Source organism: Micromonospora sp. NPDC049274, from assembly GCF_040678875.1.
Classification (GTDB): domain Bacteria; phylum Actinomycetota; class Actinomycetes; order Mycobacteriales; family Micromonosporaceae; genus Micromonospora.
In genome coordinates this window covers 114,614-139,739 of the sequence record NZ_JBFAQS010000016.1, presented here as the reverse complement: position 1 = coordinate 139,739, position 25,126 = coordinate 114,614, and the positions used below count along the sequence as shown (strand labels likewise).

Annotated in this window: 20 protein-coding genes; 8 read left to right on the top strand and 12 right to left on the bottom strand. The window is 73.0% G+C overall.

All coding sequences use genetic code 11. From position 1 onward, the window contains the following. Positions 1-73: 73 nt before the first annotated feature. The 3 genes from AB0K10_RS26145 to AB0K10_RS26135 are packed head-to-tail and all read left to right on the top strand — an operon-like array spanning position 74 to position 3,826. Entirely contained in the window at positions 74-1,009 is a 936-nt protein-coding gene (locus AB0K10_RS26145) for an NAD-dependent epimerase/dehydratase family protein (protein WP_363687692.1), read from the top strand. A gap of 8 nt (positions 1,010-1,017) precedes the next feature. Then, positions 1,018-2,421, top strand: a complete 1,404-nt coding sequence (locus AB0K10_RS26140) for an oligosaccharide flippase family protein (protein ID WP_363687635.1) — start codon at positions 1,018-1,020, stop codon at positions 2,419-2,421. Continuing rightward, complete coding sequence (locus AB0K10_RS26135; RefSeq protein WP_363687633.1) at positions 2,411-3,826, top strand: glycosyl transferase family 1; 1,416 nt, start codon at positions 2,411-2,413, stop codon at positions 3,824-3,826. The genes AB0K10_RS26140 and AB0K10_RS26135 overlap by 11 nt, the downstream gene beginning before the upstream one ends. 21 nt (positions 3,827-3,847) lie before the next feature. On the opposite strand, the gene AB0K10_RS26130 is transcribed toward AB0K10_RS26135, so the two are convergent. After that, positions 3,848-5,230 (bottom strand): O-antigen ligase family protein, encoded by a 1,383-nt coding sequence (locus tag AB0K10_RS26130; protein ID WP_363687631.1) that lies wholly within the window; start codon positions 5,228-5,230, stop codon positions 3,848-3,850. A gap of 408 nt (positions 5,231-5,638) precedes the next feature. Here AB0K10_RS26130 and AB0K10_RS26125 point away from each other — a divergent pair, with 408 nt between their 5' ends. From AB0K10_RS26125 to wecB, 3 genes are read left to right on the top strand one after another with little or no spacing between them, the layout of a single operon-like run. Continuing rightward, positions 5,639-6,679 (top strand): polysaccharide biosynthesis protein, encoded by a 1,041-nt coding sequence (locus AB0K10_RS26125; RefSeq protein WP_363687629.1) that lies wholly within the window; start codon positions 5,639-5,641, stop codon positions 6,677-6,679. Next, the gene (locus AB0K10_RS26120; protein ID WP_363687627.1) at positions 6,673-7,797 is read left to right on the top strand and encodes an NAD-dependent epimerase/dehydratase family protein; all 1,125 of its coding nucleotides are present in this window, start codon (positions 6,673-6,675) and stop codon (positions 7,795-7,797) included. Before AB0K10_RS26125 ends, AB0K10_RS26120 begins: the two co-directional genes overlap by 7 nt. A 22-nt stretch (positions 7,798-7,819) precedes the next feature. Then, on the top strand, positions 7,820-8,944 hold the full coding sequence (wecB, locus tag AB0K10_RS26115; protein WP_363687625.1) for a UDP-N-acetylglucosamine 2-epimerase (non-hydrolyzing): 1,125 nt from the start codon (positions 7,820-7,822) through the stop codon (positions 8,942-8,944). A 106-nt stretch (positions 8,945-9,050) separates the two neighbouring features. Here wecB and AB0K10_RS26110 read toward each other — a convergent pair whose 3' ends face one another. From AB0K10_RS26110 to AB0K10_RS26095, 4 genes are read right to left on the bottom strand one after another with little or no spacing between them, the layout of a single operon-like run. Continuing rightward, positions 9,051-10,271: a glycosyltransferase gene (locus AB0K10_RS26110; protein WP_363687623.1), complete on the bottom strand. Its 1,221-nt coding sequence runs from the start codon at positions 10,269-10,271 to the stop codon at positions 9,051-9,053. Continuing rightward, a complete protein-coding gene (locus tag AB0K10_RS26105) occupies positions 10,268-10,915 on the bottom strand; it encodes an acetyltransferase (protein WP_363687621.1) in 648 nt (215 codons plus the stop codon). Before AB0K10_RS26105 ends, AB0K10_RS26110 begins: the two co-directional genes overlap by 4 nt. Then, the gene (locus tag AB0K10_RS26100; RefSeq protein WP_363687619.1) at positions 10,912-11,577 is read right to left on the bottom strand and encodes a sugar transferase; all 666 of its coding nucleotides are present in this window, start codon (positions 11,575-11,577) and stop codon (positions 10,912-10,914) included. Before AB0K10_RS26100 ends, AB0K10_RS26105 begins: the two co-directional genes overlap by 4 nt. Continuing rightward, entirely contained in the window at positions 11,574-12,758 is a 1,185-nt protein-coding gene (locus tag AB0K10_RS26095; protein WP_363687617.1) for a DegT/DnrJ/EryC1/StrS family aminotransferase, read from the bottom strand. The genes AB0K10_RS26100 and AB0K10_RS26095 overlap by 4 nt, the downstream gene beginning before the upstream one ends. A gap of 182 nt (positions 12,759-12,940) precedes the next feature. On the opposite strand from AB0K10_RS26095, the gene AB0K10_RS26090 reads away from it, so the two are divergent. Next, positions 12,941-13,885, top strand: coding sequence for a DUF389 domain-containing protein (locus tag AB0K10_RS26090; RefSeq protein ID WP_363687615.1), 945 nt, complete (start codon positions 12,941-12,943; stop codon positions 13,883-13,885). Here the strand turns inward: AB0K10_RS26090 and AB0K10_RS26085 are convergent. From AB0K10_RS26085 to AB0K10_RS26075, 3 genes are all read right to left on the bottom strand, one after another. Further along, positions 13,818-14,282, bottom strand: a complete 465-nt coding sequence (locus tag AB0K10_RS26085; RefSeq protein WP_363687613.1) for a hypothetical protein — start codon at positions 14,280-14,282, stop codon at positions 13,818-13,820. The two genes, AB0K10_RS26090 and AB0K10_RS26085, sit on opposite strands and share 68 nt — an antisense overlap. A gap of 23 nt (positions 14,283-14,305) precedes the next feature. Beyond that, positions 14,306-15,187, bottom strand: a complete 882-nt coding sequence (locus AB0K10_RS26080) for an aminoglycoside phosphotransferase family protein (RefSeq protein ID WP_363687690.1) — start codon at positions 15,185-15,187, stop codon at positions 14,306-14,308. A gap of 218 nt (positions 15,188-15,405) precedes the next feature. After that, entirely contained in the window at positions 15,406-17,928 is a 2,523-nt protein-coding gene (locus tag AB0K10_RS26075) for a Tex family protein (RefSeq protein WP_363687689.1), read from the bottom strand. A 124-nt stretch (positions 17,929-18,052) separates the two neighbouring features. Here AB0K10_RS26075 and dgt point away from each other — a divergent pair, with 124 nt between their 5' ends. After that, positions 18,053-19,564, top strand: a complete 1,512-nt coding sequence (dgt, locus tag AB0K10_RS26070; RefSeq protein WP_363687611.1) for a dGTP triphosphohydrolase — start codon at positions 18,053-18,055, stop codon at positions 19,562-19,564. Positions 19,565-19,587: 23 nt separating this feature from the next. Here dgt and AB0K10_RS26065 read toward each other — a convergent pair whose 3' ends face one another. From AB0K10_RS26065 to AB0K10_RS26050, 4 genes are all read right to left on the bottom strand, one after another. Continuing rightward, the gene (locus tag AB0K10_RS26065; RefSeq protein ID WP_363687609.1) at positions 19,588-20,730 is read right to left on the bottom strand and encodes an MBL fold metallo-hydrolase; all 1,143 of its coding nucleotides are present in this window, start codon (positions 20,728-20,730) and stop codon (positions 19,588-19,590) included. Between the two features lie 113 nt (positions 20,731-20,843). Then, positions 20,844-21,854: a serine hydrolase gene (locus AB0K10_RS26060; protein ID WP_363687607.1), complete on the bottom strand. Its 1,011-nt coding sequence runs from the start codon at positions 21,852-21,854 to the stop codon at positions 20,844-20,846. A gap of 105 nt (positions 21,855-21,959) precedes the next feature. Next, on the bottom strand, positions 21,960-22,895 hold the full coding sequence (locus tag AB0K10_RS26055; RefSeq protein ID WP_363687605.1) for an SDR family NAD(P)-dependent oxidoreductase: 936 nt from the start codon (positions 22,893-22,895) through the stop codon (positions 21,960-21,962). Continuing rightward, entirely contained in the window at positions 22,892-24,076 is a 1,185-nt protein-coding gene (locus AB0K10_RS26050) for a zinc-dependent alcohol dehydrogenase (RefSeq protein WP_363687603.1), read from the bottom strand. The genes AB0K10_RS26055 and AB0K10_RS26050 overlap by 4 nt, the downstream gene beginning before the upstream one ends. Positions 24,077-25,126 lie beyond the last annotated feature (1,050 nt).

Sequence of the window (25,126 nt, the reverse complement as noted above, 5' to 3'; positions counted from 1 at the left end):
CCGTGCCGCCGGGCGGGCATCGCGCCGCCGGGCGGCTCGCCAGCCGAGCCGAAACGGGGAGACGTTGAGAGTAGTGGTGACCGGGGGTGCCGGGTTCATCGGCGCCAACCTGGTGCGGGCGCTCGCCGAGACCCCACAGGTGACCGAGATCGTGGTCGTGGACGACCTCTCCACCGGCCTGCTCGACAACCTGCACGACCAGCCGGTCCGGCTGCACCGGGGTACCGTGCTCGACCCGGATCTGCTCGACGAGGCGTTCGTGGGCGCGTCCAGCGTCGTGCACCTGGCTGCCCTCGGGTCGGTGCCGCGCTCCATCGACAGGCCGCTGCCCAGCCACCACGCCAACGCCACCGGGACCCTGATGGTGCTGGAGGCGGCTCGTCGCCACGACGTGGGCCAGCTGATCCTCTCGTCGTCGTCGTCGGTCTACGGCACCAATCCGGTACTGCCCCGGCAGGAGGGGCTGCGGCCCATACCGGTCTCGCCGTACGCGGTGTCCAAGCTGGCCGCCGAGGCGTACGCGGTCGCCTACGCGGCCTGCTACGACCTGCCGGTGCTGCCGTTCCGCTTCTTCAACGTCTTCGGACCACGGCAGGCCGCCCACCACGCGTACGCCGCGGTGCTGCCGCGCTTCGTCACCGCCGCGCTCGCCGGTGAGCCGCTGCGGGTGCACGGCGACGGCCGGCAGACCCGCGACTTCACCTTCGTCGGCAGCGTCACCTCGGTGATCGTCGACGCCATCGTGCGCCGGGTGTCCACCACGGACGTGGTCAACCTGGCCTTCGGCGTGCGGGTGTCGCTGCTCGACCTGGTCGCCGAGCTGGAGGACATCCTGGGTCGGCCGTTGTCGGTGGTGCACGAGCCGCCACGAACGGGCGACGTGCGGGACTCCCAGGCCGACTGCGCCCGCCTGCGGACGCTGTTTCCCGCCGTGCGGCCGGTGCCGCTGCGCACCGGCCTCGAACGCACGGTGGCCTGGATGTCCGATCACGTCCTCGCGGGTCAGTAGGGACGCCGATGTCGTCCGGGGTCGCCGAGCGGACCCGGCACACCCGTAAACCTGGCGCACACCGCCGCCGCCCCGACCGTGGTCGCCGGCTGCTCTCCGGCGTGGCCACCGCGCTGCTGAGCCGGTTGGCCGGGCTCGTCGTGCCGATCGTGCTGGTGCCGGTGACGCTGCCCTACTTCGGCAACGACCTGTACGGCCTGTGGATGGCTGTCGCCGCGCTGGCCGGCATGGCGGCCTTCGCCGACCTGGGGCTGGGCAGCGGGCTGATGACCAAGCTGGCCCCCTGCTACGCCCACGGCGACACCGCCCAGGCCCGCCGCTACATCTCCAGCGCGTACCTGACCCTGTCGGTGCTCGCGCTGGTTCTCACCGGTCTGCTCTGGACCTGCTCCGGCGCGGTTCCGTGGTCGGCGCTGTTCAACGTGACAGGTCAGGTCACCCCGGAGCAGACCCGGATGATCTCGCTGATCTGTCTCACCGCGTTCGCGCTGAACGTCCCGCTCAGCCTGATCGCCCGGGTCCAGTACGCCTACCAGCAGGTCGGCCGGAGCAACGTGTGGCAGACCACCGGCAGCCTGGCCGCGCTCGGCGCGGTGCTCGGCGTGGTCCGGGCCGGCTGGTCGCCGATCCTGGTGGTGGCCGTCTCGGTCGCCACGCCGCTGCTCGTCAATCTGCTCAACACGCTGTGGTTCTTCGGCCGGCAGGAGCCGCGGATCCGACCGGCGCCCCGCGCCGTGCGGCTCGACACCGCGGTGGAGCTGACCCGGCTCAGCGGGCTGTTCTTCGTGCTCACCGTGGTCATCTCGTTCGCCACCAACGCCGACACGCTGATCATCGCGCATGTGCTCGGCCTCTCCGCGGTGGCCGGCTATGTGGTGCCGGCCAAGCTGCTGTCCCAGCTCGGTCAGCTCGTCGTCCTGGTCAACGTGCCGCTCTGGCCGGCCAACGGCGAGGCCCTGGCCCAGGGGCAGGTGGACTGGGTGCGGCGGACCACGCGGCGGATGACAGTGCTGTCCGTGCTCGCCGCCGGCCTGCCCGCGGTGGCCCTGGTGGCCGTCGGCGACCGGCTGTTCGCCGCCTGGCTGCCGGTGCCGATGGGGGGCGACCGCTGGCTGCTCGCCGGCCTGGGCGTCTGGTGGCTGTTGCAGTCGGCGCTCTCGCCCCGGTTCATGGTGCAGAACGCCGGAGGCGTCCTCGTCCCGCAGTTGTGCGGTTGGGGAGCGTTCCTGGTGCTGTCGGTGCTCGGTAAGTGGTTCGCCGCCGACCGGCTCGGCGTCGCCGCCGTGCCCTGGGTGGGCGCCGTCGGCTACGCGCTCACCGTCGCGCCGGCGGCGCTGTACGGATATCGCCGGACGTTGCGGCGCCACCGCGGTCCGGCCGTCGAGGAGGAACTGGTGGACAGTGCGCGCTGACGACTATCCCCGCGTGCTCGTGGTGAGCGCGGCCGTGTTCGACCGCTCCACCGGCACCGGCATCACCCTGTCGAACCTGTTCACCGGCTGGCCGGCGGACCGGCTCGCGCAGCTGTACGCCGAGGACCGCGCTCCGGGCACGGACGCCGTCGGCACGTTCGCGCGGTTCGCGCCGCGCAACGCGCCGGTCGAGTACCACCTGTTCCGGCAGTGGGAACGCGTGCGCCGGCCGCTGCGGACCGTCCTGAAGGGTCCGGTCGACGTGGTGGCTGCGCCCAGCCCGGCAGGCGCAACGGTCGCCGTGGCCCGGGATCCGGCACCTGGTGCGCTGCGCGTCCACCTGCGTACCCAACTGCGGGCGTTCGTCGACCTCAGCCCGGTCCGCGTACCCCCGGACGTCCGTCGCTGGCTTCGTGACCAACGGCCGGACGTGGTCTACACGACGCTGGGCAGCATCCGGATGATGCGCCTCGCGGTCGCCGCGGCGCAGGAGTGCCGGGTGCCGCTGGTTCCGCACTTCATGGACGACTGGCCCACGACGCTGTACACCGGTGGCCAGGTGCTGGGTCTGCCCCGGCTCGCCGTCCGCGCCGGGTTCCGCGACGTTCTGCGGCACTCCTCGTACGGGATGGGGATCAGCGAGGCGATGGCGCGGGAGTTCGCACGCCGCTACCGGCTGCCGTTCGCCGCCTTCGGCAACTGTGTCGACGCCGCCGACTTCGCCGATCCCCACCAGCCCGCGCCGGATCGGCCGGGGGGGACCCCTGTCGAACTGGTCTACGTCGGTGGGCTGCACCTGGACCGGTGGCGGTCGCTGCGCCAGGTCGGTGCGGCCGTCGGCGAGCTGGCCGCCCGGGGCATACCGGCGCGGTTGACCGTGCACGCCCCGGCCGCCGACGTCGGCCGCTACGGTGGCGCGTTCGCCGGGATGCCCGCCGTCCACCTGGGCCGGTCGCTGGCAAGCGGGGAGGTCTCCGGGGTGCTGCGCCGGGCCGATGTGCTGGTGCACGTCGAGTCGTTCGCCGCCGAGCACCGCAGGTACACCCGCTACTCGCTCTCCACCAAGATCCCGCAGTACCTCGCGGCCGGCCGTCCCGTACTCGCGTTCGGCCCGGCCGAGGTGGCGTCGATGGCGCACCTGGCGGCGGCCGACGCCGGTGCGGTGGTCGGACACGACGACCCGGCCGCCCTCGCCGCCGCGCTCGGCCCGCTCTGCGCCGACGCGGAGTTGCGGGCCCGTCTGGGCCGGCGAGGGCTGGCGTACGCGGAGCGTCATCACCGCACCGACCGGGTGGCGGCCCGCTTCGCCCAGGTGCTGCGGGAGGCGGCGGGTCGACCGGCTGGCGCGGCGGTGGTGCCCCGACCCGGGCGGGCTGCCGCGTTGGAGGGCTCGGACGTCGGTTGAGGACCCGTCCCGACGGCGGCGCTACCGGCTGGTCGCCACCGTCCGCCCGCCGACCGTGATGACCGGCGCGACGGTGCTCGGGCGCCGGCGACGGCTGCGGGCGTGTCGCGCGGCGATGCCCGCGTGACGTCGCGGGCCCCAGATCCCCGGCAGGACTGTGACAAGCGCGAGCACCAGCCAGAAGGCGAGTGACGTCTCCCACTGGCCGGTCAGCCAGATCGGCAGCATGATCCCGACGCACGCGCAGGCGGTCAGGAGCCCGGCCCGGCCCGTGCGGGCGGTGCCGACGAGCGCCCCGGCCATCGTCGCGAAGTAGAGCGCGACGCCGACCAGACCCAGATCGTTGCCGACGGTGAGGAGCAGGTTGTGCGGCCCGATCTCGAACGGGTTGGTGCCGATGAACACGCCCGCCCCGGAGCCGGCCAGCGGCGACTCGGACCAGGTCGACAGCGCGTACGGCCAGATCGACAGGCGGCCGGAGATGTCGCCGGTGGGCCGTCCGTACAGGCCGTCGAGCCAGAGCAGCTCGGCCTTCGGCGCCAGCCCGAACGGCACCAGCGCGACAAGCGCGGCGGCGAGGCCGGCGACGGTGACCGCTGTCAGTCGGGGCGCGATCCGGGTGGCGAGCGCGACGACGAGACCGAGCAGGACGCCGATGGCGGCACCCCGCGATCCGGTGAGCAGCACGGCGTACCCGAGTAGGACGATCAACGCCAGCGGGGCGAGGCGCAGCGGCGGCCGGTGCGCGCCGGCCGCGGCGAGCACCAGGGCCAGCACCACCCCGGCGGCCAGGGTGTACGCGGTGACGTTCACCTCCTTGCCGGCGATGCCGTACCGCTCGGCGAAGAGCAGCACCTGCCCCTGGGACCGAGCGCCGGTGGCCACCTCGACGGCGACCACCGCACATCCGCCCAGGAACGTCCAGCCGACCAGCAGCAGGTCCCGCCGTCCCCGCACGACGTGCCGGCAGGCCACGAACAGCACGCCTACCGAGATGTAGCGGTAGGCGGCGGGGCCGGTGAGGTCGGTCCGGCTGCTCCAGAGCAGGCTGGCGGCGGCCCAGCAGCCGGTGAGCAGCGCGGCGACGTCGAGCGGGCGCAGCCTGGGCAATCGGCCGGTCAGCACGATCGCGAGCACCGCGAGGATCGCGCCGTAGTTGAACGACCACCACGGCGGGCGGGCCGCCAGGAAGGCGACCACGCACAGGGCCAGGACGGCGGGCAGGCTGCCGGCAGGTGGGGCAGGTGGGGCAGGTGGGGCAGGTGGGGCAGGTGGGGCTGGTGGGGATGCGGGGCGGGCATCCGCCGCTCGGCGGCGTCGGCCGATGGCCGGCACCAGCGGTTCGGTGGTGGCGCGGTAGCGGGCGCCGGTGGTGGGCCCGGTCTCCGGCGGCGCCGCGGTCATCGGCCCCGCTCCGGCTCGGGGTCCCGCATCGGGCCGGAGAGGTGACCGCGCGGCATGGGACTCCTTCTCTGGAACGACCGGGTGCGACCCCTCGTGGCGGCGGACCCGGGAACGGTCCGCGCCGGCCGGGGCCGGGGAGCGGCACGGGACCGTTTCTATCAGGTAACGGGCCGCGAAGAGGTCAATTCACCGCATAAGCGTATGGTCTTTAGGGCTCTGATGGGTAATTGAACCCCCTTTGCTACCGAACGCGTATCTGCTCCTCCGAGCATTCGTTGACCCGGGTGCCGAATCCGTCGCGGAGTCGAACCTGGCCGCCGGAGGCCGGTGCCCCGGAACGTGGCGCGTCGTGCTCCGCCCGGGGGTGGCGGGTGGAAGCCGCCCGTCGGACGACGAACGGGAGAACCAATGAGCGTGACGACCGCGGGTCGCCGGGTGCTGATCACCGGTGGGACCGGATCCTTTGGACAGACCATGGCCCGGCGGCTGCTCGACCGTGACGTCGCCGAGGTGCGAATCCTCAGTCGGGACGAGGCCAAGCAGGACGCCATGCGCCGGTCGATCGGCGACGAGCGGGTGCGCTACCACATCGGCGACGTCCGCGACGTCGACACCGTGGTGCGCGCCACCCGGGGCGTCGACTTCGTCTTCCACGCGGCGGCGCTCAAGCAGGTGCCCTCCTGCGAGTTCTTCCCCCTCGAAGCGGTACGCACCAACATCCTCGGCAGCGGCAACGTGGTCGAGGCCGCCGCGTACAACGGGGTCAGCTCGGTGGTCGTCCTCAGCACGGACAAGGCCGTCTACCCGGTGAACGCCATGGGCATGAGCAAGGCGCTGATGGAGAAGGTCGCCCAGGCGTACGCCCGGAACAACCCGAACAGCGCCACCACGGTCTCCTGCGTCCGGTACGGCAACGTGATGTACTCCCGCGGCTCGGTGATCCCGCTGTTCATCGAGCAGATCAAGGCCGGCCGCGCGCCCACCGTCACCGAACCCGCCATGACCCGCTTCCTCATGTCGCTGGCCGACTCGGTCGACCTGGTCGAGCACGCGTTCCACCACGCCCGCCCCGGCGACGTGTTCATCCGCAAGGCCGCCGCCTGCACCATCAGCGACCTCGCCGAGGCGGTCTGCCAGCTCTTCGACGTGCCGTTCAAGCTGGACGTGATCGGCGTACGGCACAGCGAGAAGTGGCACGAGACCCTGGCGAGTCGCGAGGAGTTGGCCCAGGCCGAGGACTTCGGCGACTTCTTCCGGGTGCCGCTGGACGCCCGGGACCTCAACTACGCGCTCTACGTCTCCGAGGGCGACCTGGGCGACACCCCCCGCGAGGACTTCAACTCGGCCAACGCCACCCGGCTCGGCGTACCCGAGGTGGTGGAGTTGCTCCGGGCGCTGCCGGAGGTCCGGGCGGAGCTGGCGCTGCGTGACCCGGTGTTGGCGTGCTGAGGCTCGCCGTCACCGGCGGTGGCGGTTTCCTCGGCTGGCACGTGCGCGTCCTGTTGCACGCGCTCGGCTGGCCCGAGCCGACCGTGCTCACCCGCGCCGACCTGGCCGACCCGGCGACGGTCGCCCGCAGGATCGCCGGGGTGGACCGGGTGCTGCACCTGGCCGGAGTCAACCGCGGCGAGCCCGCCGACGTGGCGGCCGGCAACGTGCAGCTCGCCGCCCAACTCGCCAACGGCCTGCGGGCCTGCCCGGAACCGCCGGCCGGAGTGGTCTTCGCCAACTCGGTCCAGGCCGGCAACGGCACTCCCTACGGCGACGCCAAGGCCACCGCCGCCGGCATCCTCGCCGAAACCGGGGTGGCCCTGGACGACGTGCTGCTGCCCAACCTGTACGGCGAACACGGCCGGCCCTGGTACAACTCGGCGGTCGCCACCTTCTGCCGGGTGCTCGCCGAGGGTGGCCGGCCCGAGGTGCACGCCGACCGGGAGATGGACCTGGTGCACGTCACCGACGCGGCGGCCCGACTGGCCGGCGTGGCGGCGGGCGGCTCCTGGGACCCCGCAATGCCGGCGCTGCGCATCGGGGTCCGCGACCTCGCCGACCAGCTCTCCTCGTACGCCGGCATCTACCGCACCGGCGAGATCCCGCCGCTGCGCGACAGGCACGACGTACGGCTGTTCAACACGTACCGGTCGCACTGCTTCCCGGCGCACTATCCGCTCGCCCTGCCCAGCCGGGCCGACGCCCGCGGCGCGCTTGTCGAGACGGTCAAGACCCACGGGGGAGCGGGGCAGACGTTCTGCTCGACGACCCTCCCCGGTGTCACCCGCGGTGAGCACTTCCACCTGGCCAAGGTGGAACGGTTCGTGGTGCTGCGCGGCAGCGCGGAGATCAGCCTGCGCCGCGTCGGCGACACCGACGTCCTCCGGTTCCCGGTCAGCGGCGCCGAACCGGTCGTCATCGACATGCCGACCATGTGGGCGCACAACATCACCAACACCGGTCCGGACGAGCTGCTCACCCTCTTCTGGACCAACGAGCTGTTCGACCCGCAGCGACCGGACACCTGGCCGGAGCCGGTCGGCGGCGAGCACCGCGTGCCAGCCGGCGTCCGGTGAGCGACAGGCCAAGGGAGACCCCATGACCCGCGTGATGACAGTCGTCGGCACCCGCCCGGAGATCATCAGACTGTCCCGGGTGCTCGCCCGACTCGACGAGACAGTCGACCACGTGCTGGTGCACACCGGGCAGAACTGGGACAGCAGCCTCTCCGACGTGTTCTTCTCCGAGCTGCGCCTGCGCGAACCCGACCGGTTCCTGCGCGTCGACACGTCCTCGCTGGGCCGGGTGCTCGGCGGGGTGCTGGTCGGCATGGAGGCGGCGATCGCCGAGGTGCGGCCGGACGCCCTGCTCGTGCTCGGCGACACCAACAGCTGCATCGCCGCCCTGATGGCCCGTCGGATGCGGGTGCCGGTCTACCACATGGAGGCCGGCAACCGCTGCTTCGACCTCAACGTGCCGGAGGAGACCAACCGCCGGCTGGTCGACCACGTGGCCGACTTCAATCTCGTCTACACCGAACACGCCCGGCGCAATCTGCTCGCCGAGGGTCTGCACCCGCGCCGGATCCTGCACACCGGCTCGCCGATGCGGGAGGTCCTGGAGCACTACCGGGCGCCGATCGCCGGCTCGACGATCCTGCGTCAGCTGGAACTCGACAGTGGCCGGTACTTCCTGGTCAGCGCGCACCGCGAGGAGAACGTGGACCGGCCCGACCGGCTCCAGCGGCTGCTCGACTGCCTCGTGGCCGTCCGTGACCGGTGGGGCTTCCCGGTGCTGGTCTCCACCCACCCCCGCACCCGCAAGCGCCTGGAGGCGCTCGCCCCGGACGCCACAGCCCTGGACGGCATCGCCTTCCATGACCCGTTCGGCCTGCTCGACTACGTACACCTGCAGACGAAGGCGTACTGCACGCTGTCGGACAGCGGGACGATCAGCGAGGAGGCGGCGATCCTCGGCTTCCCCGCGGTGACCCTGCGGGAGTCGATCGAACGCCCGGAAGCGCTCGACGCCGGCGGCATCATCATGACCGGCCTGGACCCGCAGGGGGTCGTCGAGGCGGTCGAGGTGACGGTGGCGCAGGTCGCCGCCCAGGGCGTGCCCTGCCCGGTCGACTACCAGGTGCCCGACACCTCCCGGCGGGTGGTCGACTTCATCCTCTCCACCGTGCGCCGCCACCACGACTGGGCCGGCATCCGGCACTGACACGCGGGGGCGGTCGGTGGTCCGGCGGGACCGGCCACCGGCCGCCCACCGTCGTGGGTCAGCGCCGTCGTGGGTCAGCGCCGTCGTGGGTCAGCGCCGTCGTGGGTCAGCGCCGTCGCGCCGCAACGTCCTCCACGATGTCGGCCACCTCGGCCGCCGCCCGCAGGTCGTCGAAGGACGCCAGCACGTGCCGCCGGGCCAACCGGCCGCGCAGGCGCAACGTGCCGCCGGCCCAGGCGCGGTACGCCGCGTCGAGCGCGTCCACCAGAGCCGCCGGGTCGGCCGGCGGAACGACCCATCCGGAGCGGTCGGTGACCGCCTCGGGCAGGCCGCCGGCCCCGCTGACGATGCTCGGTACGCCCATCGAGCCGGCCTCCACCGCGGCCCCCGGTCCGTCGCAGAGTGACGGGGAGACGCTGACGTCGGCCGCGGCGTAACAGGGCCGGACGTCCGGGACGGACTCCACCCAGGTCACCGCCGGATCGTCGGTGACGCCGAAGCGCTGGGCGAGCTGCCGCCGGTAGCTCTCCCCGGCCGCCGTCCAGCCGCCCCCGACCAGCAGCAGGTGCGCGTCCGGGTGTCGACGGCGAAACGTCCGCCAGGCCGTCAGGAGCACATCGTGCCCCTTCACCCCGCGACCGGAGTGGACCAGGCGCTTGGGCGGGTAGACGTAGCTGACCAGCACCGCCAGGAACGCGGACTGGTCGATGCCCAGCTCGGCGCGGAGCTTCGCCCGCTGGTCCGGGCCGGTGGCGTCCGGGCTGAACGCGTCGGTGTCCACCCCGTACACGGCGACAGGTCGCCGCTGCGGCGGGCAGCCCAGCTCCCCGTACCGGGTGGAGGCGTACCGGCAGCCGCACACCACCACGTCGTCGAGCCGCCACAGCATCCGCTCCACCGAACGAATCAGGCTCGACTCCAGGTACGCCGGGCCGGCCACCATGTGCACCCGGCGCACCGGCAGGCCCAGCGTGGCCAGCCGCACCGCGTACGCCGAGGCGATCAGGTGGTACTGCACCACGTCGGAGCGCAGCCGACGCAGCAGCGACCGCAGCCGCAGCAGCCCGACCGGCGCGGACCACCCCAGTGTGAAGTCGTACGGCGACGGCAGCACCTCGACCCCGCGGCGCTCCAACTCGTCGGTCAGCCGGCCGGCGCCCGCGGGCAGCACGACGGTCACCTCGTGGCCGCGGTGGCGCAACTCGTCCACCTGGGGCAGCAGCCAGGTCCCGCCCGCGTTGGTCTTGACCAGCACCGCGATCCGTAGCCGGCGCACACCGTGCGGGTGGCCCACGCGCGGACCGCCGGAGGCGCCGTTCGCGCTCACCGGGCTGGGACTCCCTTGACGACGACGCCGGCCGGCACGTCCCGGACCACGCAGGCGCCCGCGCCGACTGTGGCGTCGGCGCCGACGCGCAGCCCCTGCAACACCACCGCGCCCGCCCCGATCAGTACACCGTCGCCCAGCCGGCAGTCGCCGGAGACCGCGCCGAGCGGGTTGACCGACACGTGGTCCCCGACCTCGCAGTCATGCGCCACGGCACTGTTCTGGTTGAGGTGCACGTGCCGCCCGAGCGTGACGTTCGTGGTGACCCGGGCACCGGGGAACGCGATGAGGCCCTCGCCGTAGACGGCGTCCGGGCCGACCGTCGCGTCCGGGTGGATCAGTACCGCCGCGTGCAGTCCGTGGGCGGCCAGCCGCCGGTCCACCGCCCGCCGGGAGGCGGGATCCCCGATGCCCAGCGCCAGGTACGTGCCGGCGGGCTGGTTGGCGAGACGAGCCGTACCGCCCAGGTAGGGCACCTCCAGCCGCTGCACCCGCTTCAGGTTGACCTCGCTGGGCCGGTCGTCGACGAAGCCACGGATCCGCCAGACCGGCTCCCCGCCGGCGGCCGCGTTGACGGCCCGGACGATGCCCAGCACCTCCCGGCCGTGGCCGCCGCAGCCGACGACGACGATGTCCAGGCTCACCGGCGACTCGTCGTCGGAGCGTGACCGGTGCCGGCGGTGGCGAGTCCGGACGGGCCGAGGTACTCGCGGGCGGTGGCCACGCCCGGCGCCGTGATGCCCTCGCGGCGCAGCACGATCCGTACCGTGCGGAGCAGGATGCGCAGGTCCAGCGCGAGCGAGCGGTGCCGTACGTAGCGCACGTCGAGCGCGAACCGTTCCTCCCAGCTCAACGCGTTACGCCCGTAGACCTGCTGAAGGCCTGTGATGCCGGGCCGGACGTCGTGGCGGCGGAGCTGCTCGGGCGTGTACCGGGTCAGGTACGCCGGCAGCAGCGGACGCGGCCCGACCAGGCTCATCTCGCCGCGCAGCACGTTCCACAGTTGGGGCAGCTCGTCCAGGCTCGTGGTCCGCAGCCACCTGCCGAACGGGGTGAGCCGCTCACCGTCGTTGGCCGGCGCGCTGTCCTCGCCGCCGACGGTCATCGAGCGGAACTTGACCAGGTGGAACAACCGGCCGTGCCGACCCGGCCGGGCCTGCCGGAACAGCACCGGCCGGCCCATGGTGACAAGCACGGCCAGCGCCACGGCGGTGAGCACCGGGGCTGCCAGCAGCAGACCGGTGGCGGCCAGGAGGACGTCCAGCGCGCGCTTGAGGGCGTCGTAGGGGCGGGGTCCGCTCGTCATCGGTGCTCCTGGAGAAATTCGCTGATCGTGGCGAACACCCGGTCGACCTGGTCGTCGGTGAGCGCGGAGCCGCTGGGCAGGGAGAGGCTGGTGGCGAAGAGGCGGTCGGCCACCCCGGTCAGGGCGGCCGGTTGGTCGGCGTACACCGGCTGGCGGTGCATCGGTTTCCACATGGGGCGGCTCTCCACGCCATGGGCGACCAGGTGCTCGGCCAGGTGGCCGGCCTGCCAGCCGGCACGTTCGGGCTCGACCACCACGGAGGTCAGCCAGCAGTTGGAGCCCGGGTCGCCGGCGCCGAGGATCCGGGTGCCCGGCACGGCGGCGAAGAGGTGGGCGTACCGGTCCCGCAGCGCCCGCCGTCGGGCGATCATCGCGTCCAGCCGGCTGAGCTGCGCCCGGCCGAGGGCGGCCAGCAGCGTGCTGAGCCGGTAGTTGTAGCCGACGTCGCGGTGCTCGTAGTGCGGCACCGGCTCGCGCGCCTGGGTGGCGAGGTGGCGGGCCCGCGCCACCAGGGCCGGGTCGTCGGAGACGAGCATTCCGCCGGCCGAGGTGGTCATCACCTTGTTGTGGCTGAACGAGTAGATCCCCACCCGGCCGAGGGTGCCGGCGTGTCGGCCCCGGTAGGTGGAGCCGAGGGCCTGCGCCGCGTCCTCGACGACGGGTACGCCTGTCGAGGCGCAGAGCGGCAGCAGCCTGTCGTAGTCGGCGCACCGACCGTTGATGTCCACGCTCAGCACGGCGGCGACCCGCCGGCCGGCCTCGGCGAGTCGTCCGAGCAGGTCGGAGAGCAGGTCGACGTCGAGGTTGCCGGTGGCCGCGTCACAGTCCACGAAGACCGGTTCGGCGCCTGTGTAGGTGACCGCGTTGGCGGTGGCGGCGAACGTCAGGGTGGGCACGACCACCACGGAACCGGGTCCGGCACCGACGGTGAGCAGCGCCAGGTGCAGCGCGGCGGTGCCGGAGGAGAGCCCCAGCGCGTGGCCGACGCCGACCCGCGCGGCGACCTCCCGTTCGAACGCGCCCAACTCCGGGCCCTCGGGGTCGAAGCGGCCGGCGCGGAAGGCGCGCAGCAGGTAGGACTCCTCCAGTTCGCCGACGTCCGGCGGGGAGAGGAAGACCGGGTCGGTGACGGCCGGGCCGCCAACGCGCGCCTCGGGCGGACGGTGGTGGATGAGATCCACGGACGGCGCCTCCGATCAAACATGCTGAAAGACCACAATGGTTGTAGCAGCCGCTATAGCGGTGGATGGGTGGTTTCGCCGATCCTGCGCCGTTTCCACCCGATCGGTCTTCGCGTTCCGACGGCCACGGCGCGGCCGGTAGAGTGCTGCCGGCCGCGGTACGTCCACACCAGGGAGAACGAGTGCTGCACCTGAGGGTGATCGTCCCGGCGGATCGGTCTGACGAGGTCGTCGACCTGCTGTCCGCGAACGCGGGGGTGACCCACCTGGCCGTGCTGCCCGGCGTGGCGCGGCAGCCGGAGGGCGATCTCGTCCTCTGCGACGTGGTGCGGGAGAGCGCCGACGGGGTGCTGCACGGGCTCCAGCGCATCGGGGTGGACACCAGCGGCGGCATCGCCGCCGACGACGTCGAACTGACCATCTCCGCGGCTGCCGACCGCGCGGCCGAGCGGGCGCCGGGCAGCGGCGCGGACGCGGTGGTCTGGGACGAGATCGCCGCGAAGACCGGTGAGCAGACCGAGCTGTCCGGCACCTACCTGGTGCTGATCGTGGTGGCCACCATGATCGCGGGCATCGGTGTGCTGCTGGACCAGCCGATCCTCATCGTCGGGGCCATGGTGGTCGGGCCGGAGTTCGGCCCCCTCGCCGCGCTCTGCGTGGCGCTCCTGCGCCGCCGACTGTCGGTGATCGGCCGATCGGTGCAGGCCCTGACGGTGGGGTTCCTGGCGGCCATGGTGGCGACCGTGCTGAGCACCTGGGCGCTTACCGCGGCCGGTCTGGTGAGCAGGGAGATGCTGCTCGCCGAGCGGCCGCTCACCGACTTCATCTGGCGCCCGGACGCGCTGTCCTGGGTCGTCGGCCTGCTCGCCGGGGTCGCCGGCATGCTCTCGTTGACCTCGAAGAAATCGGGCAGCCTGGTCGGGGTGCTGATCTCGGTGACCACGGTGCCCGCCGCGGCGAACGTGGCGGTCGCCGCCGCCTACGGCGTGTGGGGCGAGGCCGGCGGTTCGGCCCTCCAGTTGGTGATCAACCTGTGCGCGATCGTCCTGGCCGGGCTGCTCACGCTTCTGGTGCAGCAGCTCTGGTGGTGGAACCTGGCTCGTCGATCCCGTCCAGCAACCGGGTGAGCAGCGTCCGCAGCGGGATCGACTCGCCGTCGCGCCCGCCGGCCCCGACGACAAGCGGCGCCGGGCTGGGCTGCGGGTCGACGCCGAACAACCGGGCCCGCAGGCCGCCCGGAACGGTCAGCAGATGGAACCGACCGGCCGTGTCCACCGCTCGGGTCCCGCCCCGGTCGACGTACCAGCCGGTCAACCGCGTCCGGTAGCGACCGCGCCCGTCGTAGCCCCGGGCGACCAGCCGCGTGGTGGGCAGACCCCGCCGGGTCGCCTCGGCCACGAACCAGGCCACCAACTCCGCCGCCTGCGCCTGCTCGGCGGCCCGCCGCCGCGCCTCCGCGTCGGCGTGCGCCCGCACCGCCCGCTGCTGCCGCTCCCGCCACTCGCGGCCGTCGCCCTCACCCACGATCCGACGGTACGCGACGCGACTCAGTCCAGAACGGCCCGCAGGGTGTGCCGGGCGATGCCCGCCATTCCCGGGTTCGTCTCGACGTAGTAGTGCAGCGCGTTGATCGCCTGCTCCAGGGCCCACCCGCGCCCCCGCTCCCAGGTGGCGTCGTCCACGCCCAACGCCCGCCGGTACGTCTCCCGCGACCCCGCGTCGAGCAGGTTCCACGCCGGCATCAGGTCCACCGCCGGGTCGCCCACTCCGACCGTGCCGAGGTCGATGACCGCCACCAGTCGACCGTCGCGGACCAGCAGGTTGCCCGGCATCAGGTCGGCGTGGATCCACACGTCGGGGTCGTCGCGGCGGACGGCCCGGCACCGGTCCCACACCTCGGCCAGCGCGGCGGTGTCGGTCAGTTCGCCGCTGACGGCCAGGGCTGCCCGCACGTCGGCGTCCTGGTCGGCGAGCGGTCCGCCCCGGCCGGTTCCCGGCCAGGACCGCCCGCCGGTGTCGATGCCGCGCAGGGCCACCACGACGGCGGCCAGGTCACTGGCGAACACGTCCGGATCGCCGACCCGGTCGAGCTGAGCCGGCGCACCGGGAATCCAGCGGTACGCCGCCCACGGCCCGGGATACCCGTCGCCCGGCTCACCCAGGCCGAGCGGCTCGGGCACCGCGACCGGTAGGTGCGCGGCGAGCAGCACGGCGTACTCCTGCTCCCGCGCCAATTCCGCGCGCAGGTCGGAATCGGCCCCGGGGCGCAGCGGAAACCGCAGCACGACCTCCGCCCCGACCCGGAACAGGGCGTGCACCGTCCCAGCCGAGGAGACCGGGCGGACGGGCAGACCCCGCCAGCGGGGAAACTGCGCGGCCACCAGCGCGGCGACCGCGTCCACGGGCACGTCCACCTGGTCGGCATGCATCCTCACCGCGAGATCATCACTCCGAGGCGCACCCCCGCGCGAGCCGATTTCCGGCCACCGCGCCGCCGCGCCGCCGCGCGGTGGTTGCGCGCCGCGCTTCCGTGCCGCGCGGCGCTTCCGTGCCGCGCCGCGCCGCTCAGCTCCAGATCTTGGACGGTTTCCGTTCCGCGCGAACGGAAACTGTCCAAGATCTACACGACACCGCGCGAGGTCGCGGATCAGGCCAGTCCGGCGCGGCGCAGGGCCTCGGCCATCGCGTCGTTGGCCGGCGCCGGTGCGCCCTGGCGCTGCTGCCCGCCTCGTCCACCCTGCCCGCCGCGTCCACCCTGCCCGCCGCGTCCGCCGGACCCGCCCTGGCCACCCGAACCGCTCTGGCCGCCGCGTCCGCCGGACCCGCCCTGGCCACCCGAACCGCTCTGGCCGCCGCGTCCGCCGGACCCGCCTCGGCCGTCCTGGCCGCCGCGTCCGCCGGACTCGCCGCGGCTGCCCTGTGGTCCGCGCTGCGCCGGGCCGCCTCGACCCTCCTGGCTCGTCCGACCGCCACCGCCGGCGGCCGGCTCGTCCTCCAGGCGCAGGGTCAGGGAGATCCGCTTACGGGGTACGTCCACGTCGAGCACCCGGACCTTGACCACGTCGCCGGACTTGACCACCTCGCGGGGGTCCTTGACGAACGTCCGGGACATCGCCGACACGTGCACCAGACCGTCCTGGTGCACCCCGACGTCGACGAAAGCGCCGAACGCGGCCACGTTGGTGACCACGCCCTCCAGCACCATCCCGGGCGTCAGGTCACCGATCTTCTCCACCCCCTCGACGAAGGTGGCGGTGCGGAACTCCGGCCGAGGGTCGCGGCCCGGCTTCTCCAGTTCGGCGAGGATGTCGGTGACGGTGGGCAGGCCGAACCGGTCGTCGACGAAGTCGGTGGCCCGCAGTCCCCGCAGGATCGCGCTCTTACCGATCACCGCGCGCAGGTCCTGGCCGGTGCTGGCGAGGATGCGCCGCACCACCGGGTACGCCTCGGGGTGCACGCTGGAGGAGTCCAGCGGGTCGTCCCCGCCGGGGATGCGCAGGAAGCCGGCGCACTGCTCGAACGCCTTCGGCCCGAGCCGGGCCACCTTCTTCAGCTCGGTCCGCGAGCGGAACGGCCCGTTGGCGTCCCGGTGCAGCACGATGTTCTCGGCCAGCCCGGCGCCGATTCCGGAGACCCGGGTCAGCAGCGGTGCGGAGGCGGTGTTGACGTTCACCCCGACCGCGTTGACGCAGTCTTCGACTACCGCGTCCAGCGACCGGGAGAGCTTCACCTCGGACAGGTCGTGCTGGTACTGACCGACGCCGATCGAGCGTGGGTCGATCTTGACCAGCTCCGCGAGGGGGTCCTGGAGGCGGCGGGCGATGGAGACCGCCCCGCGCAGCGACACGTCCATCCCGGGCAGCTCCTGCGAGGCGTACGCGGAGGCGGAGTAGACCGACGCGCCGGCCTCGGAGACCATCACCTTCGTCAGGTTGAGCTGCGGGTGCCGGGCGATCAGATCACCGGCGAGCTTGTCGGTCTCGCGGGAGGCGGTGCCGTTGCCGATCGCGATCAGCTCCACGCCGTGCGCCCCGGCCAGCCGGGCGAGGGTCTCGACCGACGCGTCCCACTGCCGACGCGGCTCGTGCGGATAGATGGTGTCGGTGGCGACCACCTTGCCGGTGGCGTCCACCACTGCCACCTTCACGCCGGTCCGCAGGCCCGGGTCCAGGCCCATGGTGGGCCGGGTGCCGGCCGGCGCGGCCAGCAGCAGGTCCCGCAGGTTGGTGGCGAAGACCCGGACGGCCTCCTCCTCGGCTGCCTGCCACAGCCGCATCCGCAGGTCGGCGCCGAGGTGGATGAGGATCCGGGTACGCCACGCCCAGCGGACCGTGTCGACCAGCCAGCGGTCGGCCGGGCGGCCCGCGTCGGAGACCCCGAACCGGCCGGCGATGACCGCCTCGTACCGGCTCGGACCGGTCGGCACGGCCTCTGCCTCACCGGCCTCCTCCGACTCCATGGTCAGGTCGAGCACGCCCTCCTTCTCGCCCCGGAACATCGCCAGGATCCGGTGCGAGGGCAGCCTCGGGTACGGCTCGGAGAAGTCGAAGTAGTCGGAGAACTTGGCGCCGGACGCCTCCTGACCATCGCGTACCCGGGAAGCCAGCCGGCCCCGCGACCACATCTGCTCGCGCAGCGTGCCGATCAGGTCGGCGTCCTCGGCGAACGTCTCGATGAGGATCGCCCGCGCGCCCTCCAGCGCGGCGGCGACGTCGGCGACGCCCTTCTCCGCGTCGACGAACCCGGCGGCTGTGACCTTCGGATCCTGGCTGGGGTCGGCCAGCAGCGTCTCGGCCAGCGGCGCCAACCCGGCCTCCCGGGCGATCTGCGCTCGGGTCCGCCGCTTCGGCTTGTACGGCAGGTAGATGTCCTCCAGCCGCGACTTCGAGTCGGCGGCCATGATCTGCGCTTCCAGGGCCTCGTCCAGCTTGCCCTGGCCGCGGATCGACTCCAGTACGGCGGCACGCCGCTCGTCCAGCTCGCGGAGGTAGCGCAGTCGCTCCTCCAGGGTGCGCAGCTGGGTGTCGTCGAGCAGGCCGGTGGCCTCCTTGCGGTAGCGGGCGATGAACGGCACGGTGGCGCCGCCGTCGAGCAGCTCCACGGCCGCCCGCACCTGACGCTCGGCCACGCCGAGCTCGTCGGCGATCCGCTGATGAACAGACTGGGTCACGATCTCGATCCGCCTTCGGGAGTGGGTACCGCCTGCATTCTGCCGGGCCACCCCGACGCTTGTCGCCGCGCCCGGCCGGGGTGACCAGCCGCGGTCCCCGCGGGCCTGCGCTAGCGTGGCGATCATGGAATCACCTGCGGAGCCGCGCGCCCGGCGGCTCTTCGGCGGCAGCGCCCGAGCCCTCGGCGACCTCACGGCCAACCCGTTCCGCGCCGACCGGGACCGGATCGTCGGCTCGCCGTTCTTCGCCCGCCTCGGCGGGGTCACCCAGGTGATCAGCCCGGTCGGTTCCGGGCTGCTGGTGCACAACCGGCTCACCCACAGCCTGAAGGTCGCCCAGGTGGCCCGGGCCATCGCCGAGCGCCTGACTGCCGACGACCGGTGGCGCGACCTGCTGGACAAGCTCGGCGGCTGCGACCCCGACGTGGTGGAGGCCGCGGCGCTCGCCCACGACCTCGGTCACCCGCCGTTCGGGCACCTGGGCGAGCGGGTGCTCGACCGGCTCGCCCGCCAGCGCCTCGGCCTCGCCGACGGGTTCGAGGGCAACGCGCAGTCGTACCGGATCGTCACGAGCACCGAGATCCGGGGCGCGGCCACCACCGGGCTGGACCTGACCGCCGCGGTGCGCGCGGCGATGCTGAAGTACCCGTGGACGCGGCTGGACTACCCCGACCCGCACCCCCGCACCATGGATCCCCCGCCACGCGGCGCCACCCCGCCGCCGGACGACCCGGAGAGCGGCTCGTTGAAGTTCGGGGCGTACCGGACCGAGCTCGACGACCTGCGGCAGGCCCGGGAGCCGTTCGCCGGCCGGATTCCGGACTGGCAGCAGACCGTGGAGGCGTCCGTGATGGACACCGCCGACGACATCGCGTACGCCATCCACGACGTGGAGGACTTCTACCGGGTCGGGGTGCTCCAGCAGGGTGCGGTGTCGGCCGAGCTGATGGCCTGGCAGCGCGAGAGCGGGCACTTCCGGGCGATCACCGACGCGGCGCTGGCCACGGCGGCTCGGCGGCCCGGTGCGGCGATCGAGCGCCTCCGCCGCCAGCTGCACCGCAAGGACGCCTGGATCGCCGACGACGACGCGTTCGCCGCCGCCGTCGAGCACGTCCGCGAGGAGCTGGTGGACGGGCTGCTGGCGATGCCGTTCGACGGTTCGATCGAGGCGGAGCAGTACGTGTCGCGGTTCTCCGCCCGCTGGTCCACCCGCTTCGTGGAGGCGATCACGGTGACCGACCAGCCGTCGGTGCGCTCCGGGTACGTGCTGCTCGGCTGCGCCCAGTGGCACGAGGTGCAGGTGCTCAAGTTCGTCCACCACCGGTTCGTGCTGGCCCGCCCCGACCTGGCCCTGCACCAGCGTGGTCAGGCCCGGCTGCTGGGCACCCTGGTGGAGGCCCTGTGGGAGTGGCTGCTCGACCCGGAGGAGGAGTCCCGGCTGCCCCGCCGGCTGCACGACCTGGTCGAGCTGGCCGAGGCGGAGCTGCACCCGCGTACACCGCACCGGATCGGCCGCGCCCGGGGCCGCGCCATCGTGGACTTCGTGGCGCAGCTCACCGACGGGCAGGCGGTAGCCATGCTGGATGCGCTGTCCGGGCGTTCCGGCGCGCTCTGGACCGACGCCTTCGTGCTCTGACCCGGCTCGTGCTCTGACCCGGCTCAGGCTACGGACTGCCACCAGCCGTCGACCGCGGGCGGCTCGTCGACCACCACCCGCTCGCCGGGGCGGGGCACGGCGAGCCGGACGTCGCGGGCCTTGGCCTCCGCCCAGAGCCGGTTCACCGGTTCGGACCAGTCGTGCAGCGCCAGGTTGAACGTCGCCCAGTGCACCGGAATGAACAGCCCGCCGCGCAGGTCGATGTGAGCGTCGACCGCCTCCTCCGGGAACATGTGGATGGTCGGCCACGCCCGGTCGTACGCGCCGATCTGCATCAGCGTCACGTCGAACGGCCCGTGTTCGGCGCCGATCGCCGCGTACCCGGGGAAGTAGCCGGAGTCGCCCGTGTAGAAGACCTTGCGCCGGGCCCCGGCGACCACCCAGGAACTCCAGAGCGTGCCGTCGCGGCGCAGCCCTCGGCCGGAGAAGTGCTGGGCGGCGGTCGCGGTGATCTCCAGCCCGCCCACCCGGTGGCACTCGGACCAGTCCAGTTCGATGATCCGGTCGGCGGGCACACCCCAGTGGTCCAGGTGCGCGCCCACGCCGAGCGGCACCAGGAACGGCGCGGACTGCCCGGCCACCAGCGCCCGCACGGTGGGCATGTCCAGGTGGTCGTAGTGGTCGTGCGAGATCAGGATGGCGTCCAACGGCGGAAGCTCGTCCAGGCGTACCGGAGGCTCGTGCAGTCGCCGCGGGCCTACCAGGCCGGACGGGGAACAGCGGTCACTCCACACCGGGTCGAGCAGCACCCGCCGACCTTCGATCTCGATGAGCGCGGAGGCGTGGCCGTACCAGATGATGTTCAGCTCGTCGGCGCTGTCGGCGGCGGGCGGCGCGCTGGGGCGCAGCAGCGGCACCGGTGCGGTGGGACGCCGCTGCTGCTTGCCGAAGATCAGCTCGCGGACCAGGTTGCGACCCGGCTCGGCGGTCATCGTGCGGGTGTCGGCCTGGTTGTGGAAGGTGCCGTCGCGGAACTGCGGCGAGCGGGCCGCCCGTTCGGCGCGGGCGCCGGCGAGCCGGCCGCCGAGCGCCGCCGGAACGTCCCGGGCCACCCAGGCCAGGCCGGCCAGCGCTGCCAGCGCCGCCGTTCCCCGCATCCGTCGCCCGAGCGACCGTTGCCCGTCCGTGCGTTTCGCTGACGCCATCGCCGTCCCTCCGCCGTGTCCCGCACTACACGGTAGTTCCCCGTGGCGGTTCCCGCCCCGGCGGTGGCCCGCACCGGGCCGGCCGTCACCCGACGACCGGCCCGCAAGCGGTGTCAGCCGCCGTTGCTGGGCCGCCGGGTGGGCGCCCGGAACGTCTTGCCCGCGCCCGCGATCCGGTCCACCGCCGCCAGGAACTTCGGACCCATGGCGGCTCGGGCCTGCACCGCCGGGTGGGTCGCGCCGAAGTTGTCCGGGTCGGCCTGCCCGTCGGCGAACAGCGCGTAGGTCAGCACCGCAGCACCGGACCGGTCGAAGATCACCCCGGCCTCGTGCCGGGCGTCGGCGAACCAGCCGGCCTTGGTGGCGATGCGGGCGCGCTCGTCCGAGGACATGGTGCGCCGGATGCCGTCGGTGAAGGCCACCGGGGAGCGCAGCAGCCCGAGCAGGTGCGTCGTCGAGGCCGGCGAGAGCAGCGTGCCGGCGACCAGGGCGCGCAGCAGGTCGTGCGTCTCCCGCGGGGTGCTGGTGCCGAGGAAGAACCGGTTCGGGTTGGCCACCGGCTCGACCTGGGTGTTCGGGAAACCCTTCGCGACCAGGATCGAGTTGATCTCGGCGGCCGGTGCGACAAGCCCGCACAGCCGCACCGCCGTGTCGTCGGAGACGGTCAGCAGGTTGGCCAGCACGTGCCCGAGGGTCACGCTGCTCGGGTACGCGCCGTCCAGGCTGAAGATGCCGTCGCCGCCCGGCACGACGATCGCGGCGGTCACGTCGACCCGCTGGTCCAGCGTCAGCAGGCCTCGGTCGACCTTGTCCAGCACCGCCGTGGCCACCGCGATCTTGTTGACGCTGTACGCCTCGATCCGTCGGTCCGCGTCGGCCGCGACCGCGACGACCGGCGGGCCCGCCGGGTCGGCCACGCTGACGTACGCCTGCCAGTTGCCGCCGGCCTCGGTGCTGTACCTGTCGAAGACGGCGGCGACCCGGCTGGCGGCCCGGGCCGGGGTGGTCGGGGTCGCCTCGGTGTTCTCGGCGGCGTTGGCCGGGGCGGCCGCGCCGAGCACTGTGCCGGCGGTGGCCACTGTCCCCAGCCCGAGTGCCGTCCTGCGGTTCAGTCGGATGGTCAATCGTCTCTCCCGTCGTGGGGCGCCGGAGCGCTTGCCGGCCCACCACCCTAGGCGAGTTGATCGATCCACAGTGGCCCTCCGCTGTCCCGAACAGTCCCGAACGGTTCAGCCGAGCCGTCGACGCAGCGCGGCGCCCACCGCCCCGACCGGTCCGGACACGAGCTGCCGCAGGTCGGGCAGGTGGCCGCCGCGGACCGCCTCACCGGCCGGATTCGGGGCGAACACCGTGCCGTCATGCGCCGCGACCGACCGACCGCTCAGGCCGGCCAGCCGCATCAACGGCCCGACAAGCACGTCGTAGACGCCCGGCAGCACTGTGAAGCCGGCCCGCAGCACCACGTTCAGCCGGCCCACCGACACCTCCCGGCGGGGCCGGTCCACGCAGTCGATGATGGCCCGGGCCACCCGCTGCGAGCCGGCGACCGGAGGTGGGGGCCGGCCGATCCGGCCAAGGTAGTTGGCCGCCTGCTGGTACACCGGAGTGTCCACACTGCCCGGGTTGACCAGGCACAGCCGGATGTCCGGGCTGTCGCGCAACTCCTGCTGCAGCGTGCGGGCCAACCCCTGCAACCCCCACTTGCTGGTCACGTAGGCGCTCATGTACGGGGCGGTGATGTGCCCGAGCACCGATCCGGTGAGGATCAGGGTGCCGGCGCCGGTGGCCCGGAAGTGCCGCAGCGCCACCCGGGCCGCACCGGCCGCGGCCAGCAGATCGGTCCGTACCACCTGGTCGAACACCCGCTCCGGCAACTCGTCGAAGCGTCCGTAGGCCATCACCGCCGCCGTGTGCACCCAGACGTCGATGCGGCCGAACCGTTCGATCGCCGCCTCCGCCAGCGCCTCCAACGCGCCCGGTTCGGTGACGTCCGTCGGCACTGTCAACACCTCGACGCCCGCGCACTCCTCGCGTACCTCGGCGAGGGTCTGCGGCGCGCGGGCCGCGAGCACCAGGCGGTCGCCGCGCTCGGCGAACGCCCGGGCCGTCGCCCGGCCGATCCCGCTGGTCGCGCCGACGACCACCACCACCCTCGTCGTACTCAAGGTGCGAGCACGACCTTGATGCAGCCGTCCTCCTTCTTCTGGAACATGTCGTACGCCCGCGGCGCGTCGCTCAGCGGCAGGCGGTGGGTGCGCAGGTCCTCCACGCCCAAGGGGTCGTCGTCGCCGGAGAGCAGCGGCAGAATCTCGTCCGTCCACCGGCGCACGTGACACTGCCCCATGCGCAACTGGATGCCCCGGTCGAACATCTCCATCAGCGGCATCGGGTCCAACTCGCCGCCGTAGACGCCGGAGATCGACACGGTGCCGCCGCGCCGGACCGCCTTCACCGCGGCATGCAGGACCGAGAGTCGGTCCATGGCCGCCTTGTCGGTCATCGTCCGGGCCAGCTTGTCCGGCAGAAGCCCGACAGCCGCGTGTGCCAACTTGCCGCCCGGCGAGCCGTGCGCCTCCATGCCCACCGCGTCGATGACGGCGTCCGGGCCACGCCCGTCGACCAGGTCGATGAGCGCGCCCGGCACGTCCGACAGCTCGCGGACGTCGAGCACCTCGATGCCGTGCCGCCGGGCCAACTCCAGCCGCTCGGGCACCAGGTCCAGCCCGATCACCCGCCCGGCGCCGAGGTGGCGGCCGATCCGGGCGCAGAACTGACCGACCGGGCCCAGCCCGAAGACGGCCAGGGTGCCACCGGGCGGCGTGTCCGCGTACTTCACGGCCTGCCAGGCGGTGGGCAGGATGTCGGAGAGGTAGAGGTACCGCTCGTCGGCGCCGGTCTCGGGAATCTTGATCGGTCCGAAGTGGGCCTGCGGCACGCGCAGGTACTCGGCCTGGCCGCCCGGCACCGAACCGTAGAGCGAGGTGTAGCCGAACAGCGACGCGCCCTTGCCCTCGCTTGTCACCTGGGTCGTCTCACACTGGGCGTAGAGCTGACGCTTGCACATCCAGCAACTGCCGCACGAGATGTTGAACGGCACCACCACCCGGTCGCCGGGCTTGAGCCCGGTAACGTCCGACCCGACCTCCTCGACGATGCCCATTGGCTCGTGGCCGAGGACGTCGCCGGGCTTCAGATACGGCCCCAACACCTCGTACAGGTGCAGATCCGAGCCACAGATCGCCGTCGATGTGATCTTGACGATCGCGTCGGTCGGCGCCTCGATCCGGGGATCCGGCACCTCCTCCACTCGTACGTCCCGCTTGCCCTGCCAGGTCAACGCCTTCATGTCTGGCTACCCTCCCTCGGTCCTGCCTGACTTGCTACCCGGGAAGGAGCAGTTGAACCGACTTCGCTCCGGTGGCGTCCGGGCTTGGTGGTCTGGGCTTGGCGGGTCGGCTCGGTGGTCTCGGTCTTGTCGCTCGCCTCGGTCTCGGGTTGTCGCGTGCCGCGGTCTCGGGTTGTCGCGTGCCGCGGTCTCGTGGGTGGTTGCGGTTGGGGCTGGGGGCGACCGTCCCCGGCTCCGGGCGGTCAGGCTTGATCCCTCCGCCGGGCACGGTCGCCCCCAGCCCGTGGCTGGCCCCTGCCCGTGGTCTGGCCCCTGCCCGTGGTCTGGCCCCTGCCCGTGGTCTGGCCCCTGGCCGTGGGCACTCGCTTTGATCGACTCGTCTTCCTTGAAGTCGTGGTATCCGAGCCGTGACGACAGGCCGACTTCCTGGAACCCGAGTGGATCAAGCCTTCGCGGCCGCCTGTGCGGAGCTCAGCCGAGCGATTGGCACCTTACGACCGTTTCTCGGTGCGGCTTCTGGTCGCGCGAACGCATGATCGACTCCGTATCGGCGACATGGCGGTTTCCCAACGACAGGACCCCGCCATGTCGGCGACATGACGTCGATCATGCGATCAGCTGGGCTGGGCTGGGCTGGGCTGGGCTGGGGCTTGAGCTGGCCTGTGCCTGATCCCTGCCCGTCCGCTTATTCACTGCGGTGCCGCTGGTGCCGTGCGGGCGGACGGGTGCGGCGTGGCAGCGTCCGTTTGATCGACTCGTCTTCCTTGAAGTCGCGGTATCCGGGGCGTGGGAAAAGGCCGACTTCCTGGAACCCGAGTGGATCAAGCCGCCGTAACCCCCGCAGGAGCGCAACGGGCGGACGCACGGTGACCAGGGTCAGGGTTGGGGCGACCGTCCCCGGCGCAGGGATCAAGCCTGACCGCCCGGAGCCGGGGACGGTCGCCCCAACCCGCCGCGGCGGCCGAGGATCAACCCGCTACGGCGGCCGAGGATCAACCCGCTACGGCGGCCGAGGATCAACCCGCTACGGCGGCCGAGGATCAACCCGCT

Bases quoted from the DNA above. Each gene is read 5' to 3' on its own strand.
- AB0K10_RS26140 (WP_363687635.1), top strand. From the start codon at position 1,018: ATGTCGTCCGGGGTCGCCGAGCGGACCCGGCACACCCGTAAACCTGGC.
- AB0K10_RS26130 (WP_363687631.1), bottom strand. From the start codon at position 5,230: ATGACCGCGGCGCCGCCGGAGACCGGGCCCACCACCGGCGCCCGCTAC.
- AB0K10_RS26125 (WP_363687629.1), top strand. From the start codon at position 5,639: ATGAGCGTGACGACCGCGGGTCGCCGGGTGCTGATCACCGGTGGGACC.
- wecB (WP_363687625.1), top strand. From the start codon at position 7,820: ATGACCCGCGTGATGACAGTCGTCGGCACCCGCCCGGAGATCATCAGA.
- AB0K10_RS26100 (WP_363687619.1), bottom strand. From the start codon at position 11,577: ATGACGAGCGGACCCCGCCCCTACGACGCCCTCAAGCGCGCGCTGGAC.
- AB0K10_RS26080 (WP_363687690.1), bottom strand. From the start codon at position 15,187: ATGCATGCCGACCAGGTGGACGTGCCCGTGGACGCGGTCGCCGCGCTG.
- dgt (WP_363687611.1), top strand. From the start codon at position 18,053: ATGGAATCACCTGCGGAGCCGCGCGCCCGGCGGCTCTTCGGCGGCAGC.
- AB0K10_RS26065 (WP_363687609.1), bottom strand. From the start codon at position 20,730: ATGGCGTCAGCGAAACGCACGGACGGGCAACGGTCGCTCGGGCGACGG.
- AB0K10_RS26050 (WP_363687603.1), bottom strand. From the start codon at position 24,076: ATGAAGGCGTTGACCTGGCAGGGCAAGCGGGACGTACGAGTGGAGGAG.